Below are 14875 nucleotides of genomic sequence, written 5' to 3' on the forward strand. Positions count from 1 at the left end.
GCGCGCTCACTCCGTGACGGTGGGCGGCGCGGTCAGGAAGGGGCGCACCTCCAGCCACTCGTGGAGGGGCTTGCCTCCGGCTCCGGGTGCGGCCGAGAGTTCTCCGGCCAGTTCGAGGGCGCGTTCGTAGCTGTCGACGTCGATGATCATCCAGCCGGCGATGAGGTCCTTGGTCTCCGCGAACGGCCCGTCGGTGACGGGCGGGCGCCCCTCGCCGTCGTAGCGGACCCACGCGCCCTCGGGGGCGAGGGCCTGGCCGTCGACGAACTCGCCGGTCCGCTCCAGCCGGGCCGCGAAGTCGTGCATGTACCGCACGTGCGCCGTGATCTCCTCCGGGCTCCACCGGTCCATCGGCACGTCGTTGACCGCGGCCGGCGCGCCCCGGTAGTGCTTCAACAGCAGGTACTTGGCCATGGTGGTTCTCCTCGTCGCTCCTGCGGCCCATTGTGGCCGCCTTCATAGCGGGGACGGAGCCGGACGCGGGTTCTCGACATCCCCGGCCGGCTTTTTCCGGCTCTCGTCGAGCGGTCCGGGTTCAGGTCCGGTTTGTCCGAAATCCTTGAACTTCTCCGGCGGGGGTGCCTAGCATGTTACACGTGTAACAGGCGGTGGAGCGCGGCCCGTGGACGGCGCCGCGCAACACGCTGTTAACCAAACTCGGATATCGCGCATCATTGACGGTCGCAAGTTTAGCGAGATACTTGCTTCACTCTCCCCGCTGCCCCGAGATTGAGGTGCCGCCCCATGGAGCTCTCCCCGTCCGCCCATGTCGACACGTTCTGTCGCGATCGGCTCCCGCCCTTCGCCCTCTGGCCCGAACTCCACTTCGACCTACCGGAGTTGCACTATCCGGACCGGCTCAACTGCGCCGGTCGACTGCTCGACGACGCCGTCCTGCGCTGGGGGGCCGACCGGCCCTGTCTGCTGACTCCCACGGAGCGGTGGACCTACGGCGACCTGCTGGAACGCGCCAATCAGGTCGCCCAGGTGCTGACCGAGGACTTCGGCCTCGTCCCCGGCAACCGGGTGCTGCTGCGCGGGCCCAACAACCCCTGGCTCGTGGCCACCTGGTTCGGGGTGCTGAAGGCCGGCGGCGTGGCCGTCACCACGATGCCGCTGCTGCGCGCCGGTGAGCTCGCGGAGCTCTACGGGATCAGCCGGCCGGCCGTCGCCGTGTGCGACCACCGCTACCTCGGCGAACTGGCGGCCACCGGCACGTCCGGCCCCGCCGTGCTGGCCTACGGAGGTCCGGGCGAGGAGGACCTGGTCGCACGGTGTGCCGCGAAGGACGGCCGGTTCTCCACCGTCGCCACCGCGGCGGACGACGTGGCGCTGATCGCCTTCACCTCGGGAACGACAGGGCGGCCGAAGGCGACCCTGCACTTCCACCGCGACGTGCTGGCCAACGCCGACACCTTCTCCCGCCACGTCCTGCGGCCCCGCCAGGACGACGTCTTCACCGGAACCCCGCCCCTGGCCTTCACGTTCGGACTCGGCGGACTGGTGGTCTTCCCGCTCTCCGTGGGCGCGTCGACGCTGCTGGTCGAACAGGCCGCGCCGTTGCGGCTGGCCGAGCTCGTGGAGGAGTACGGGGTCACCGTGCTCTTCACGGCGCCCACCGCCTACCGGGCGATCATGGCGGCCGGCGCGGTGGGCCGGCTGTCGGGCCTGCGCCGCTGCGTGTCCGCCGGGGAGGCGCTGCCGGCGGCGGTGTGGGAGGAGTTCCACGCCGCGACCGGGCTGGGCATCATCGACGGCATCGGTGCCACCGAGATGCTCCACGTGTTCATCTCGGCGTCCGACGGCGACATACGCCCCGGCGCCACGGGCAGACCCGTTCCCGGGTACCGGGCCCGGGTGGTCGACGCGGAGGGCGAGCCCGTCCCCGACGGGCAGCCCGGCCTCCTCGCGGTCACCGGCCCCACGGGCTGCCGCTACATGGAGGACCCGCGCCAGACCGCGTACGTCAGGAACGGCTGGAACGTCACCGGCGACACCTACGTCCGCGACGCCGACGGCTACTTCTGGTACGTGGCCCGGAGCGACGACATGATCGTCTCCTCCGGGTACAACATCGCCGGCCCCGAGGTCGAGAAGGCGCTCGCCACCCATCCCTGGGTCGAGGAATGCGGCGTCGTCGGAGCCCCGGACGACGAGCGCGGGACGATCGTCAAGGCGTACGTGGTCCTGCGCCCCGGAACCGCGCCCGGCGCGGCGACGGTCAAGGAGCTCCAGGACCACGTGAAGCGGACCGTCGCGCCCTACAAGTACCCGCGCGCCGTCGAGTTCGTCACCGGCCTCCCGCGCACGAGCAACGGAAAGCTCCGGCGCGCCGAGCTGCGCGAGCGCGCCCGGCACGCCTCCCGCCCCATCCCCTCGGGGTCGACGGAAGGCACGACGACGGAGACCTCCGGACCGCGGCCCGCGGATTCCGCGGCGGCGGACAGCTGCGCCGCGGGATGCCCCGAAGCCCTCGCGCGGAACCTGCCCAGCGTCATCGTCGAGCGGCGCGTCGAATGGCCCGACACCGACGCGGCCGGCCACTACCACCACTCCACGGTGGTGCGCTGGGTCGAGGCGGCGGAGGCCGTCCTGCTGCGGCGGCTGGGACTGGCCCACCTCTTCGGCAGCACCCCCCGCGTCCACTTCGAGGCCGACTACCGGGCCCGGCTGTGGTTCGGCGAGACCGTCCGCACCGAGCTGGAGGTCACCGAGGTCGGAACCAGCTCCCTGCACTACGCCTTCACCGTCCGCGGTGAGGGGGAGGAGCCGGCCGCCACCGGGCGCATGGTCATCGCCCACTCGGCTCCGCGCGCCACCGGCTCCGCGGCCTGGCCCGACGACGTGCGGGAGGTCCTCACCAAGGCCGGTCCGCAGGCCCCCGAGCTGTTCGCGTGATCCGGGGCGACGGGCCGGGCACCCGTCTCGCGATGTGCTGGAATCTTGACGATCGCCAAATATGCAACATATTCTGATTCCGGAACCACTAGGAGGAACACCGTGCGCGTAGCAGTCATCGGAGGCGGGCCCGGCGGGCTGTACTTTGCGGCCCTGGCCCAGCAGCTCTCACCGGAGTGGCAGATCACGGTCTGGGAGCGCAACGCCCGCGACGACGCCTTCGGCTTCGGCGTCGTCTTCTCCGACGAGACGCTGGACGGCATCGCACAGGCCGACCCCGCCGTGTTCGCGGCGATGTCCGCGGAGTTCGCCCGGTGGAGCGACATCGACGTCCGCTACGACGGCGAGGTCCACGTCTCCGGTGGCCACGGCTTCGCCGCCCTGGACCGCAACCGGCTGCGGGAGATCCTGCAGAAGCGCTGCGCGGACCTCGGCGTGGAGGTGCGCTACGGCGCCCAGGCGCCGCCCGTCGAGGAACTCTCCGCCGCCTACGACCTGGTGGTCGCCGCCGACGGAATCCGCTCCACGGCCCGCGAGGCCTATGCGGCGAGCTTCCGCCCCGACCTGGACGAGCGCCACTGCCGCTACATGTGGCTGTCCACCGACCGCGTCTTCGAGGCGTTCACCTTCATCGTCGAGAAGCGGGACTTCGGCAGCATCCAGGTCCACGCCTATCCCTACGACGGCGAGCGCAGCACGTTCATCGTCGAGATCGCGGAGGACGACTGGCGCCGGGCGGGCTTCGAAGCCCTCGCCGACCGGGAGTTCGCACGCGGCGAGAGCGACGAGGCGAGCGTGCGGCTCTGCGAGGAGATCCTCGCCGAACACCTCGACGGCCACCGCCTGATACCCAACGCCTCGAAGTGGATCCGCTTCACGACCGTCCGCAACGCCTCCTGGCGCCACGGCAACGTCGTCCTGCTCGGCGACGCCGCCCACACCGCCCACTTCTCGATCGGCTCCGGCACCAAGCTCGCCATGGAGGACGCGCTCGCACTGGCCGCCTGCCTGCACGAACACCCCGACGTGACCTCGGCGCTCGCCGCCTACGAGAACGAACGCCGGCCCGTCGTCGAATCCACCCAGCGAGCCGCCCAGGCCAGCCTCGAATGGTTCGAGAACATCGGCCGCTACACGGCCCAGGAACCCCCGCAGTTCGCCTTCAACCTCCTCACCCGCAGCCGCCGCGTCACCTACGACAACCTGCGCGTACGTGACGAGGGGTTCACCACCGCCGTCAACTCCTCCTCGCCCGTGCCGCCCATGTTCCGCCCCTTCCGGCTCGGCGGACTGCTCCTGCGCAACCGGGTCGTCGTACCGCCCACCGCCCTGTACACCGCACGCGAGGGAGTCCCCGGCGACTTCGACCTCGTCCACCTGAGCACCCAGGCCCTCGGCGGCAGCGGTCTCGTGCTCGCCGGAATGACCGCCGTCAGCGCCGCGGGGCGCGCCACCGCGGGCTGCCCCGGCCTGTACACCGACGAACACGAGTCCGCCTGGCGGCACATCACCGACTTCGTCCACGGCCGGCCCGGCCAGGACGGCACCTGCCTGGGCATCCAGCTCACCCACGCCGGCCGCCGCGCGGCGGCCCATGCCGACGGGCCGCCGATCGCCGCCTCCCCGCTGGCCTGGGACGAACGGAGCCCGGTGCCGCGCGAAGCGACCCGCGCCGACATGGACACCCTCGTACGGGACTTCGTGCGCGCGGCCCAGCGGGCCGACCGGGCGGGCTTCGACGCCCTGGAACTCCAGTACGGGCACGGCCACTTGATGTCCGGGTTCCTCTCCCCGCTGACCAATCGGCGCACCGACGAATACGGCGGAAGCCTGGCCGGCCGGCTGCGCTTCCCCCTGGAAGTGCTGCGCGCCGTACGGGCGGTGTGGCCGTTCGGCAAGGCGCTGCTCGTCCGGATCTCGGCGGCCGACTGGGCGCAGGGCGGCCTGAGCGAGGCCGACGCGGTCGGCATCGCCCGCGCGCTCGCCGAGGCGGGAGCCGACGCCATCGACGTCTCCACCGGCGAGGTCGTCGCCCACGAGCGGCCCCGGTACGGGCGCAGCTACCAGACCCCGTACGCGGACCTGATCCGCAACGCCACGGACGTCCCGACCATCGCCGTCGGCGCGATCTCCACGTACGACGACGTGAACTCGATCATCCTGGCGGGCCGGGCCGACCTGTGCGGTGTCGGCCGTGCGCAGCTGCACGACCCCCTGTGGACGCTGCACGCCGCCGCCGCCCAGGACTACAGCGGTCCGGCGGCTCCCTGGCCGGCCTCCTGGCGGGCGGGCAGCGGCCGCCCGCCGGGTGCGCGCACCGACCGGATCGCGCCCCGGCTCCAGCTGCTCCGCGAGCCTTCCGCCCCCGTGCACCTGCGCTGGGTTCCGCGCCTCCCCGCGACCGCCGCCGCATCCGCCCGCTGACCTGGAGTACCGATGGATCTGCCACGCTTCACCGCCGCGGCCGTGCAGGCCGCTCCCGTCTACCTGGACGCCGCGGCGACCGTCGACAAGGCGATCGCCCTGATCGCGGAGGCCGCGGCCGACGGCGCCGAACTGGTCGTCTTCCCCGAGGTGTTCGTCCCCGGCTATCCGTACTGGAACTGGACGATGAACCCAGTCCAGGGCTCGCCCTGGTTCGAGCGGCTGTACCGCTCGGCCGTCGACGTCCCCGGCCCGTACGTCGACCGACTGCGGTCCGCCGCCCGCCAGTACGGGGTCGTCCTCGTCATCGGCGTCAACGAACGCGGCCCGCACAGCCTCGGCGTCCTCTACAACACCCTCCTCACCATCGGCCCCGACGGGGCCCTCCTCGGCGTCCACCGCAAGCTGGTGCCGACCTGGGCCGAGAAGCTGACCTGGACCGGCGGTGACGGCAGTTCGCTGAAGGTCCACCCCACCCCCGTCGGCCCGCTCGGGGCCCTCGCCTGCGGGGAGAACACCAACACCCTCGCCCGCTTCACCCTCCTCGCCCAGGGCGAACTGGTCCACGCTTCCTGCTACATCGCCCTGCCGGTGGCACCGGCCGACTACGACATGGCGGATGCCATCGCCGTCCGCACCGCCGCCCACAGCTTCGAGGGCAAGGTGTTCTCCGTCGTGGCCTGCTCGACGATCTCCCCGGAAATCGTCGACGCCATCGCGGGCGACGACGAGGAGGCGCGCCGCACGCTCGCCCGCCCCCGCAGCGCCCTGTCCGGCGTCTTCGGCCCCGACGGCCGGCCCGTCACCGAGCCGCTGATCGACACCGAGGGCATCGTGTACGCCGAGATCGACCTGGCCAGGTGCATCCAGCCCAAGCAGATGCACGACATCGTCGGCCACTACAACCGGTTCGACGTCTTCCAGCTCCACGTCGACAACCGCCCCCGCACCCCCGTGACCTTCGCGACGGACCCGGCGCACACCGCGCCGCCCTTCCCGCCCCCGTCACCCCTCCCGCCCCTCTCCACGGAATCCACCGGCATCACGAAGGAGGACGCATGACCACCGAGTACGACGACAGCCGACCGGGCCGAGCCCGGGTGTCCGACTCCCCTGAACTCACCGCGTTCTACGGCGAACTCGCCCAGCTCCAGGCCGGTGCGCTGTGGACCGTGGCCAACGACATCGAGCCCTGGTACCCGCAGCCGAAGTCCGTACCCGTCCTGTGGCGCTACAGCGAACTGCGCCCCCTGGTCCGCAAGGCCCTCGACCTCGTCAAGGCCGACGACGCGGGCCGCCGCGTCGTGATGCTCGTCAACCCGGGCCGCAAGGACGTCAGCGCCGCCGTCGGACTCCTCTACACCGGCCTGCAGATCATGGGCCCCGGCGAGGCGATGACCGCCCACCGCCACCAGGCCGCCGCGCTCCGCTTCGTCCACGAGGGCACCGGAGCCTGGACGATCGTCGACGGACAGAAGCTGCGCGTCGGCCCCGGCGACTTCGCGATCACCCCCAACGGCACCTGGCACGAGCACGGGAACGAGGCCGACGACGCCCCCGTCATCTGGCAGGACGGCCTCGACATCCCGCTCGTCAACGCCCTGGACGCCGGTTTCTACGAGGTCCACCCCGAGCTGTACCAGACCCCCGGAAAGGTCATCAACTCCTCCGTGCTCACCTACGGCGGGAACCTGCTGCCGTACGGCGTCGAGAAGTGGACCCGGCCCTACTCCCCGCTGCTCGCCTTCCCCTGGGAGCCCACCTACGAGGCCCTGCGGGGCCTCGCCAGGGCCACCGAGGGATCTCCGTACGACGGCGTCATAGCGGAGTACACCAACCCGGTCACCGGCGGCTCCGTCATGCCGACCATGGGCGCCCACCTGCAGCTCCTGCGCCCCGGCCAGGCCACGCGGGCCCACCGCCACACCGGCTCGGTGATCTACACCGCCGCCAAGGGACGCGGCGTCTCGGTGATCGCCGGACAGCGGTTCGAGTGGCAGCGGGGCGACATGTTCTGCGTGCCCTCCTGGGCCTGGCACGAGCACCACAACCTCGACCCGTCCGAGGACGCCTGCCTCTTCTCCTTCAACGACTTCCCCGTCATGCGCTCGCTCGGCTTCCACCGCGAAGAGGCGTACACCGACAACGGCGGGCACCAGCCCACCGCCTGAACCGCTCCGCCGCACCGGACGCCGCCGGCCCTGACACCGGCGCCGGTGCGGCGGAGCCCCGCCCCCGCGCACCATCCCCCCTCCCACGCAAGGAGCCCCCATGCGGCTGATCAGCTACACCCTCGACGACGATTCCGTGCGCCTCGGAGCCCAGGTCGACGACCACGTCGTCGACCTCGCGGCCCTGGCCGAACGGGCCGCCGTGGAACTGCCCCTGGACCTGCTGTCGTTCATCCGGGCCGGCGCGCCCGCCCAGGAGACCGCACGCGGTTTGCTGGCCGCCGGACCCGCGGCCTGGCCCGCCGAGGCCGTGCACCCGGCCGAGGCAGTGACCCTGCGGGCCCCGCTGCGCCCCGGCAAGATCATCGGGGTCGGTCTGAACTACGTCGAGCACGTGGCGGAATCCAGCCGCAGCCTGGACACCGACAAGGAGCGGCCCACGCGCCCCGTGCTCTTCAGCAAGCCCGCCACCGCCGTCACCGGCCCCGGACAGCCCGTCCTGCACAACGCCGACCTCACCACCCAGCTGGACTGGGAGTGCGAACTGGCCGTCGTCATCGGCCGCACCGCCTTCCGGGTGAGCGAGGAGGACGCGTACGACCACATCTTCGGCTTCAGCATCGTCAACGACATCAGTGCCCGCGACCAGCGCCGCTCGGGCCAGTGGTTCTTCTCCAAGGGCCAGGACTCCTACGCGCCCTTCGGCCCCGCGGTCGTCACGGCCGACGACATCCCCGACCCGATGGACCTCGACCTCTCGCTGCGCGTCAACGGAGTCACCAAGCAGAAGTCGAACACCCGCCACATGCTCTTCCCCATCTCCCGCCTCATCGCCGACATCACCTCCGGCGTCACCCTGGAGCCCGGGGACGTCATCGCCACCGGCTCACCCGCCGGCGTCGGCGCCGGCATGGTCCCGCCCGAGTTCCTGCACCCCGGAGACACCGTCGAGGCCACCGTCGAAGGCATCGGCACCCTGACCAACCCCGTCGTCGACGCCCGCTGAGGAGCGACATGTCCGCCCGCACCCCCCGTACCTACCGCATCGGCCAGATCGTGCCGAGCTCCAACGTCACCATGGAGACCGAGGTCCCCGCGATCCTGCGCGCCCGGGAAACCATCGCGCCGGAACGCTTCACCTTCCACTCCAGCCGCATGCGGATGACCCACGTCACCCCGGAACAGCTCAAGGCCATGGACGCCGACTCGGACCGCTGCGCCGTCGAGCTCTCCGACGCGCGGGTGGACGTACTGGGCTACGCCTGCCTGGTCGCCATCATGAGCACGGGGCTCGGCTACCACCGCACCTCCGAGGAACGCCTGCACGTGCGCACCGTGGAGAACGGCGCCCCGGCCCCCGTCGTCACCAGCGCCGGAGCCCTCGTGCACGGCCTGCACACCCTCAAGGCGAAGAAGATCGCCCTGATCGCACCGTACATGCGCCCGCTGACGAAGACCGTCGTCGACTACCTCACCCACGAGGGCATCGAGGTGCTCGACTACCAGGCCCTGGAGATCCCCGACAACCTCGACGTCGCCGCACACGACCCCGCACGGCTCCCCAGCCTCGCCCAGGCCCTGGACCACGCCGACGCCGACGCCTTCGTGCTCTCCGCCTGCGTCCAGATGCCCTCGCTGGGCGCGATCGACGAAGCCGAACAGCTCCTCGGCAAGCCCGTCGTCTCGGCGGCCGTGTGCACCGTCCACCAGATGCTGCGCGCCCTGGACCTCCCGGCCGTGGCCCCCGGCGCGGGCCACCTCCTGTCCGGCGCCCACGCCGAATCGCCGCCGGCGCGGCAGTCGCCCGCCGCGCGGTGACGCCGCCGCGCCGCCCCGTCGCCGCACGTCCGGCCCGCCGTGACCCGGACCTGGACGGCGCCCCGTCCGCCGGGCTCGGTAGGATCGCGACCGCAGACGACGGAAGGCGATCATGGCGGACAGTCCCCTCAGGCCCAGCTCGTTGATCAACACGGTCTACGGGGCGTTCGCGCGCCGGCTCGGCGGCTGGATCTCCGTCGCCGACCTGATCACCCTGATGTCCGAGCTGGACGTCGACGGCCCGGCGGCGCGTTCGGCGATCTCCCGGCTCAAGAAGAAGGGCGTACTCGAACCGGAACACCGCGGCGCCACCGGCTACCGGCTCAGCCCGGCCGCGCACCCCGTCTTCGACGAGGGCGACCGGCGCATCTTCGGCAGCCTGGAGCCGGCGGAGCTCGCCGACGGCTGGGCGATGGCCGTGTTCTCCGTACCGGAGTCCGAGCGCTCGTACCGCTACCAGCTCCGCACCCGGCTCACCTGGCTCGGCTTCGGCAACATCGCCCCCGGCGTCTGGCTGGCACCCGGCCGGCTCCTCGGCGACGCCCGCGACATGCTCGTCCGGCGCGGCCTCAGCGAGTACGTCCACCTGTTCGCCGCGGACTACGCCGCCTTCAGCGACCTGCCCGGGACGGTCAGCTCGTGGTGGGACTTCCCGGCGATCCAGGAGCAGTACGCCACGTTCACCGACGCGTACGGCCCCGTCGCCGCCGGACTCGCGCGGCAGCGGGACATCGACGGCGGCGAGGCCTTCCGCCACTACGTACCCATGCTCACCCAATGGCGCCGGCTGCCCTACCTCGACCCCGGTCTGCCGAGCGAGCTGCTCCCCGCGGACTGGAACGCGGTCGCCGCGCGGCAGACCTTCCAGCAGCTCCACGAGGTACTGGCCGAGCCGAGCCTGCTGCACGTACGGCAGGTCACCGGCCTGGCGCCGTGACCGGGGCGTCCCCTGGCACGTCCTGGCGGGCGGGCCAGGGGACGTCGGTCTCGACGGGGGCGGTGTAGTCGACGCCGTCGACGGAGAAGCCGTAGAGGCGGCGGACCTCGTCGCCGAACCAGCCGAGGTCGGCGAGCTCGGTGACGGTGTCGCCGGTGGCGGTGTTCCAGCGTTCGGCGACGGCCTGCTGCACGGCGGGGTCGAGTTCCCAGGTGTCGAGGCGGACCCGGCCCTCGTCGTCGAGGGCGAAGGGCTGAGCGCCCGTCAACTGGTCCCACAGGGAGACCAGTTGTCCGATGGGTGCCACCATCGCGTCGCCGAGGACACCGCGTAGCAGCCCGGTGTACAGGGCGATGCCGGGGATGGCGGTGGAGGACTGGGTGACGGCAGCGGCGTTGACCGAGGTGACGGCCCGGCCGCCCAGGGTCTTGCCGAGGCGCTCGTCCAACGTGCGTGCGGTGGCTTCGAGATGGGCCTTCGCGGCGCCGATCGTGCCCTGCCGGTAGATCGCCGCGGTCAGGGGCGAGCCGATGTAGGACAGGGCGGCGGTGGTGAAGCCCTCGGCGAGCAGGGACCGGCCGGCCAGGAACGTGATCCACCGTTCCCAGTCGGCGCCGCCCATCACCGCCACGGTCTGCTCGACGTCGTCGCCCTCGGCCGGCGCGGTGGTCACCTCCTTGACCTCCGGGGCGCCGTGGTCGTCGAAGACGAGGGTCTTGGTGGTGTGCCGCGAGCCGACCGGCTTGAGGACCGACGCGTACACCTCGCCGGTGTCCGGGTCCGTGCGGCGGGGCGCGGCCACCGAGTAGACCAGGTAGTCGAGCCGTCCCCCGAACCGCTCGGCGAGGAGATCGGCGACCTGCTCCTTCATGGCGTCGCCGAACGCGTCGCCGTTGAGGAAGACCATGTCCCGCCCGTGCAGGCGGGCGAGCCGGTCGGTGGCGGCGGTGCGGTACCAGCCGGCCGTACCGGTGCGCCGCGCGGGCGCCTTCTCGAAGCACACGCCGATGCCGCGGATGCCGACACGGGCCAGGCCCGCGATCGTGGCGGCCAGGCCGTACCCGGCGGACGAGCCGATGACCAGGGCCACCGGCCCTTCGCCCCCGGCGGCGAGCGGGGCGGGGACGGCCCGCCACATCTCGTCCACCAGCCGTCGGCAGCCTTCTGGGTGGGAGTCGAGGAACAGGAAGCCCCGGCTCTTGGGCGCGATGACGCGTTCGTTCACGGTGTGGTGTCCCGGGTGTCGGCACGGACAGGGCCGCGGCGGCCGCCCCGGCCGCCCCGTCCCACCAGTCTGCGGTCGTGCGGACGCACGCGGTGATCTTGACCGGTACAACGATGCCCGGCCGGGCTTGGAGGGTTTCGCACTGGCGGCGGCACCGGGTCCCGCGGGGCGTGGCGGCGCGGGACCCGGTGGCTCGACCGTGACGACCCGGCCTACGGGACCGCCGGATGGTGCAGCCGGCGCCAGTATCCGGCGACGTCCTCGGTGGCGGTGGTGACCGAGTCGAGGGTCATGGTCGTGCGGGAGTCCCGTCCGTAGCGGTCCCACCGCGGCATGGGGTGCTGGTTGGGGTCGCCCGTGCGGACGAAGGAGGTCCAGGACGCGTGCACGGTCGCGGCGAGACCGTCACGGACCCGGGGGGCCAGCCCCGCCAGGAAGGGGGCCTGCGACCACTTGTCGAAGTTGTGGAACACGAACGGCAGCTCCAGGCAGTGCGCGGCCGCGAGCCGGCCGTCGTGCGCGGGCGTCGGGAGGTTGAACTGGTAGGCCCAGACCGGACGGCCGCGGGCCGCCCGCCGTTCGGCCAGCGCCACGCACGGCATGCGGAACAGGTCGTCGGTGATCAGGTCCATGAGGACGTCCAGCGGGCGGGCGCCCGGCCGGGCCTCCTCGTAGGCGGTGTAGGCCTGGGCGGCCCGGCTGCCGAAGGTGTTCCGGGCCCTGGCGAGCACCTGCTCCTTGGTCGCCGCCGCGTACGGCTCGCTGAGGGCGAAGGCGAAGTTCGCCTCCTCCCTGGTCCAGCCGACCAGGACCTCGATGTCGGCCCCGGCGCCGCTGAGCAGCAGATCGGCCGGGTCGCGGTCCAGCGTGACCTCGTCGAGCACCGGCAGGTACGGGGTCGACCAGTACCCCCACTGTGCGGTGCGCCCGAACATCTCGAAGGTGGCGGCGATCAGGCGCTGCCAGGGCACGGCGCGGAGCTCCGCCACGTCCTTGGCTCCGACGATGTCCAGGAAGGTGGCGCTGCGCTGCAGGGATTCGGCCCGGGTGGGGATCTTCAGGCCGAGCGGCGGGCTTTGCAGGATCGCGCGCCGGAACAGTGGGCGGCCCTTGGCCGTCCTGGCACCGGCCAGCGCCGCGACCGACAGCGCACCGCCGGACTGTCCGGCGACGGTGATCTCGTCCGGGTCGCCGCCGAACGCGGCGATGTTGTCCCGTACCCAGTTCAGCGCGGCGAGCTGGTCGGTGAGCCAGAAGTTCCCGCCGGCGCCGTCCTCCCCGAAGTAGAGGTAACCCAGAGGCCCGAGGCGGTAGTTGACCGTCACGACGACGAGGTCACCGTCCCGCGCGAAGGTCTCGCCGGAGTACTGGGGCATCGAGCCGGATCCGGAGACGAAGCCGCCGCCGTGGATCCACACCATCACCGGCCGCTTGGCGCCGCCGGTTCCGGGGGTCCAGACGTTGAGCGTGAGGCAGTCCTCGTCGAAGGGTGGTGAGCCGTGCGTTCCGAGTACCTGGTCGCCGCCTTCCCGGTAGGGCTGCGGCGCGCTCGGCCCGAAGGCGGTCGCGTCGCGCGTTCCCTGCCAGCCGGGGTGGGGCCGGGCCGGCCGCCAGCGGAGGGGGCCGACGGGCGGCGCCGCGTAGGGCACGCCCTTGAAGACGGCGAGGCCCCCTTCCGTGCTTCCGCGCAGCCGGCCCGCGGGCGCGTCCACCACGGGTGAGGAGGCGGCGGCCGGGTGCGGGGCGGCTTGCGCCGCGCCCCCGCCCGGCATGCCGGAGAGCAGCGCGGCACCGGCCAGGACCCCGCCGTTCCTGAGGACCTTGCGCCGCGATGGATCGTCGGTCATGGTGCTTCACTCCCTGACTGATCAAGAGCCCGTCGCCGAATCGGCATAGCGTGATTTTGACGAGGGTCAGTGTTACGACATGCATGAGGCCGGGGTCAAGGGTCCCGGCTCCCGTGGAACCGGTGATATCGCGAACTCTTGACGTGCGTCGCATATACGCGATAGACACGTGTCACTTCCGGTATCCCCGCCGGGCGGTCGGCGCGCTCGCCCCGACCCCGGCCCTCGCTCCGGGCCCGTCCGGGCGGAGGCGAAACGCGCACCCCGACCGGTCGCCGGACCATCCCCGGGCCGGCCCCTCCGCCCGGACCCCTCAAGGCAGCCCCATCAGCAACATCCGTTCCGCAAGGGATGGTTGACTACGTTCGGAGTTTCCATGGCAGGTCGATTTCGTCCCGTTGGTCTGATCGCCGTGACGACGGCAGCTCTCTTCCTGGCCACGGCATGTGGTGGCGCCAGCCTGGGGACGGGCGACGGCGACCAGCAGAACGGGCCCGTGAAGATCGGGCTCCTCGTCCCGCAGTCGGGGACCTACAAGGCGCTGGGCGACGACATGAAGCAGGGCTTCGAGCTCTACGTCCAACGGCACGGCGGCAAGCTCGGCGGGCGCGCGGTGGAGATCGTGGTCGCGGACGAGGGGGAGACGGCCGACTCGGGCAAGGCGGCGGCCGAGAAGCTGGTCAAACAGGACCGCGTGCTGGCGGTGAGCGGCGTGGTCAGCTCGGCCACCATCAACGGGGTCAAGGACCTCTTCGAGAGCAGCAAGGTCCCGCTCGTCGGCTCGAACGGCTCGCCCACGACCCTGACCGGGACCGAGTACATCTGGCGGACCTCGTACGTCAACGACGAACCCGGCAAGGCCCTCGGCAAGCACGTGGCCGAGAAGGCCGGCGGCCCGGTCTTCCTGATCGCCGCCGGCTACCAGGCGGGCAAGGACGAGGTGGACGGCTTCAAGTCCACCTTCCTCCCGGCGGGCGGCAAGATCGCGGGGGAGGAGGTCTACACGCCCTTCCCCGGAACCAAGAACTTCCAGCCGTACCTCGCGCAGATCGAGCGGTCCGGAGCCAAGGCCGTCTTCTGCTTCTACGCCGGCGGCGCGGCCGTCGACTTCGTCAAGCAGTACCGGGACTTCGGCCTGGCCGGCAAGATCCCGCTCTACGCGCCCGGCTTCCTCACCGAGGGCGGAGTGCTCAAGGGGCAGGGAGAGGCGGCCGAGGGCATCCTCACCGCACTCAACTACAGCGCGGACCTGGACAACGCGGCCAACGGACAGTTCGCCCCCGCCTACCGGTCCGCCTACGGCACCGACCCGACCACCTACGCGATGGCGTCATGGGACGCGGCGCAGGTGCTCGACCGGGCGATCGGGACCGCAGGCGAGACGGTGACCCCGGAGACGGTCAACGCCGCCATCGCCAAGGCGGGGGACATCGACAGCCCGCGGGGCACCTGGCGGTTCAACAGCGGCGGCACGCCCGTCCAGCCCTGGTACCTGCGCGAGGTCAAGCAGGGGGCCAACACCGTCAGCTCCGAACTCGTCCGCCTGGGCGGCTGA

The 14875-nt window shown here is 72.0% G+C and carries 11 protein-coding genes and 1 pseudogene; 9 read left to right on the plus strand and 3 right to left on the minus strand.

The genetic code is table 11. The annotated features are described in order from the left end of the window. Window positions 1–6: 6 nt before the first annotated feature. Window positions 7–414: a YciI family protein gene (locus AC07B0_RS24775; RefSeq protein ID WP_478898950.1), complete on the minus strand. Its 408-nt coding sequence runs from the start codon at window positions 412–414 to the stop codon at window positions 7–9. Between the two features lie 330 nt (window positions 415–744). Here AC07B0_RS24775 and AC07B0_RS24780 point away from each other — a divergent pair. The 8 genes and pseudogenes from AC07B0_RS24780 to AC07B0_RS24815 all read left to right on the plus strand — a co-directional run. Next, window positions 745–2346 (plus strand): annotated as a pseudogene (locus tag AC07B0_RS24780) (AMP-binding protein); the annotation flags it as partial. Then, window positions 2338–2898 carry an acyl-CoA thioesterase gene (locus AC07B0_RS24785; protein ID WP_478898968.1) on the plus strand — a complete coding sequence of 187 codons (561 nt, stop codon included), beginning with the start codon at window positions 2338–2340 and terminating at the stop codon, window positions 2896–2898. The pseudogene AC07B0_RS24780 and the gene AC07B0_RS24785, both read left to right, overlap by 9 nt. A 102-nt stretch (window positions 2899–3000) precedes the next feature. Further along, window positions 3001–5322 (plus strand): oxidoreductase, encoded by a 2322-nt coding sequence (locus AC07B0_RS24790; RefSeq protein WP_478898951.1) that lies wholly within the window; start codon window positions 3001–3003, stop codon window positions 5320–5322. 12 nt (window positions 5323–5334) lie between these two features. Then, entirely contained in the window at window positions 5335–6384 is a 1050-nt protein-coding gene (locus tag AC07B0_RS24795) for a carbon-nitrogen hydrolase family protein (RefSeq protein WP_478898952.1), read from the plus strand. Next, window positions 6381–7493, plus strand: coding sequence for a cupin domain-containing protein (locus AC07B0_RS24800; RefSeq protein ID WP_478898953.1), 1113 nt, complete (start codon window positions 6381–6383; stop codon window positions 7491–7493). The genes AC07B0_RS24795 and AC07B0_RS24800 overlap by 4 nt, the downstream gene beginning before the upstream one ends. 100 nt (window positions 7494–7593) lie before the next feature. Further along, entirely contained in the window at window positions 7594–8499 is a 906-nt protein-coding gene (locus tag AC07B0_RS24805; protein WP_478898954.1) for a fumarylacetoacetate hydrolase family protein, read from the plus strand. Between the two features lie 8 nt (window positions 8500–8507). Beyond that, on the plus strand, window positions 8508–9311 hold the full coding sequence (locus tag AC07B0_RS24810; RefSeq protein ID WP_478898955.1) for a maleate cis-trans isomerase family protein: 804 nt from the start codon (window positions 8508–8510) through the stop codon (window positions 9309–9311). 112 nt (window positions 9312–9423) lie between these two features. Next, a complete protein-coding gene (locus AC07B0_RS24815; protein ID WP_356880858.1) occupies window positions 9424–10248 on the plus strand; it encodes a PaaX family transcriptional regulator in 825 nt (274 codons plus the stop codon). Here the strand turns inward: AC07B0_RS24815 and fabV are convergent. Both fabV and AC07B0_RS24825 read right to left on the minus strand, forming a co-directional pair. Continuing rightward, the gene (fabV, locus tag AC07B0_RS24820) at window positions 10229–11473 is read right to left on the minus strand and encodes an enoyl-[acyl-carrier-protein] reductase FabV (protein WP_478898956.1); all 1245 of its coding nucleotides are present in this window, start codon (window positions 11471–11473) and stop codon (window positions 10229–10231) included. The genes AC07B0_RS24815 and fabV overlap by 20 nt on opposite strands. Before the next feature lie 212 nt (window positions 11474–11685). Then, window positions 11686–13320, minus strand: a complete 1635-nt coding sequence (locus tag AC07B0_RS24825; RefSeq protein ID WP_478898957.1) for a carboxylesterase/lipase family protein — start codon at window positions 13318–13320, stop codon at window positions 11686–11688. 412 nt (window positions 13321–13732) lie between these two features. On the opposite strand from AC07B0_RS24825, the gene AC07B0_RS24830 reads away from it, so the two are divergent. Continuing rightward, window positions 13733–14875 carry an ABC transporter substrate-binding protein gene (locus tag AC07B0_RS24830; protein WP_478898958.1) on the plus strand — a complete coding sequence of 381 codons (1143 nt, stop codon included), beginning with the start codon at window positions 13733–13735 and terminating at the stop codon, window positions 14873–14875.

It is taken from the genome of Streptomyces sp. NPDC044704 (assembly GCF_056433525.1).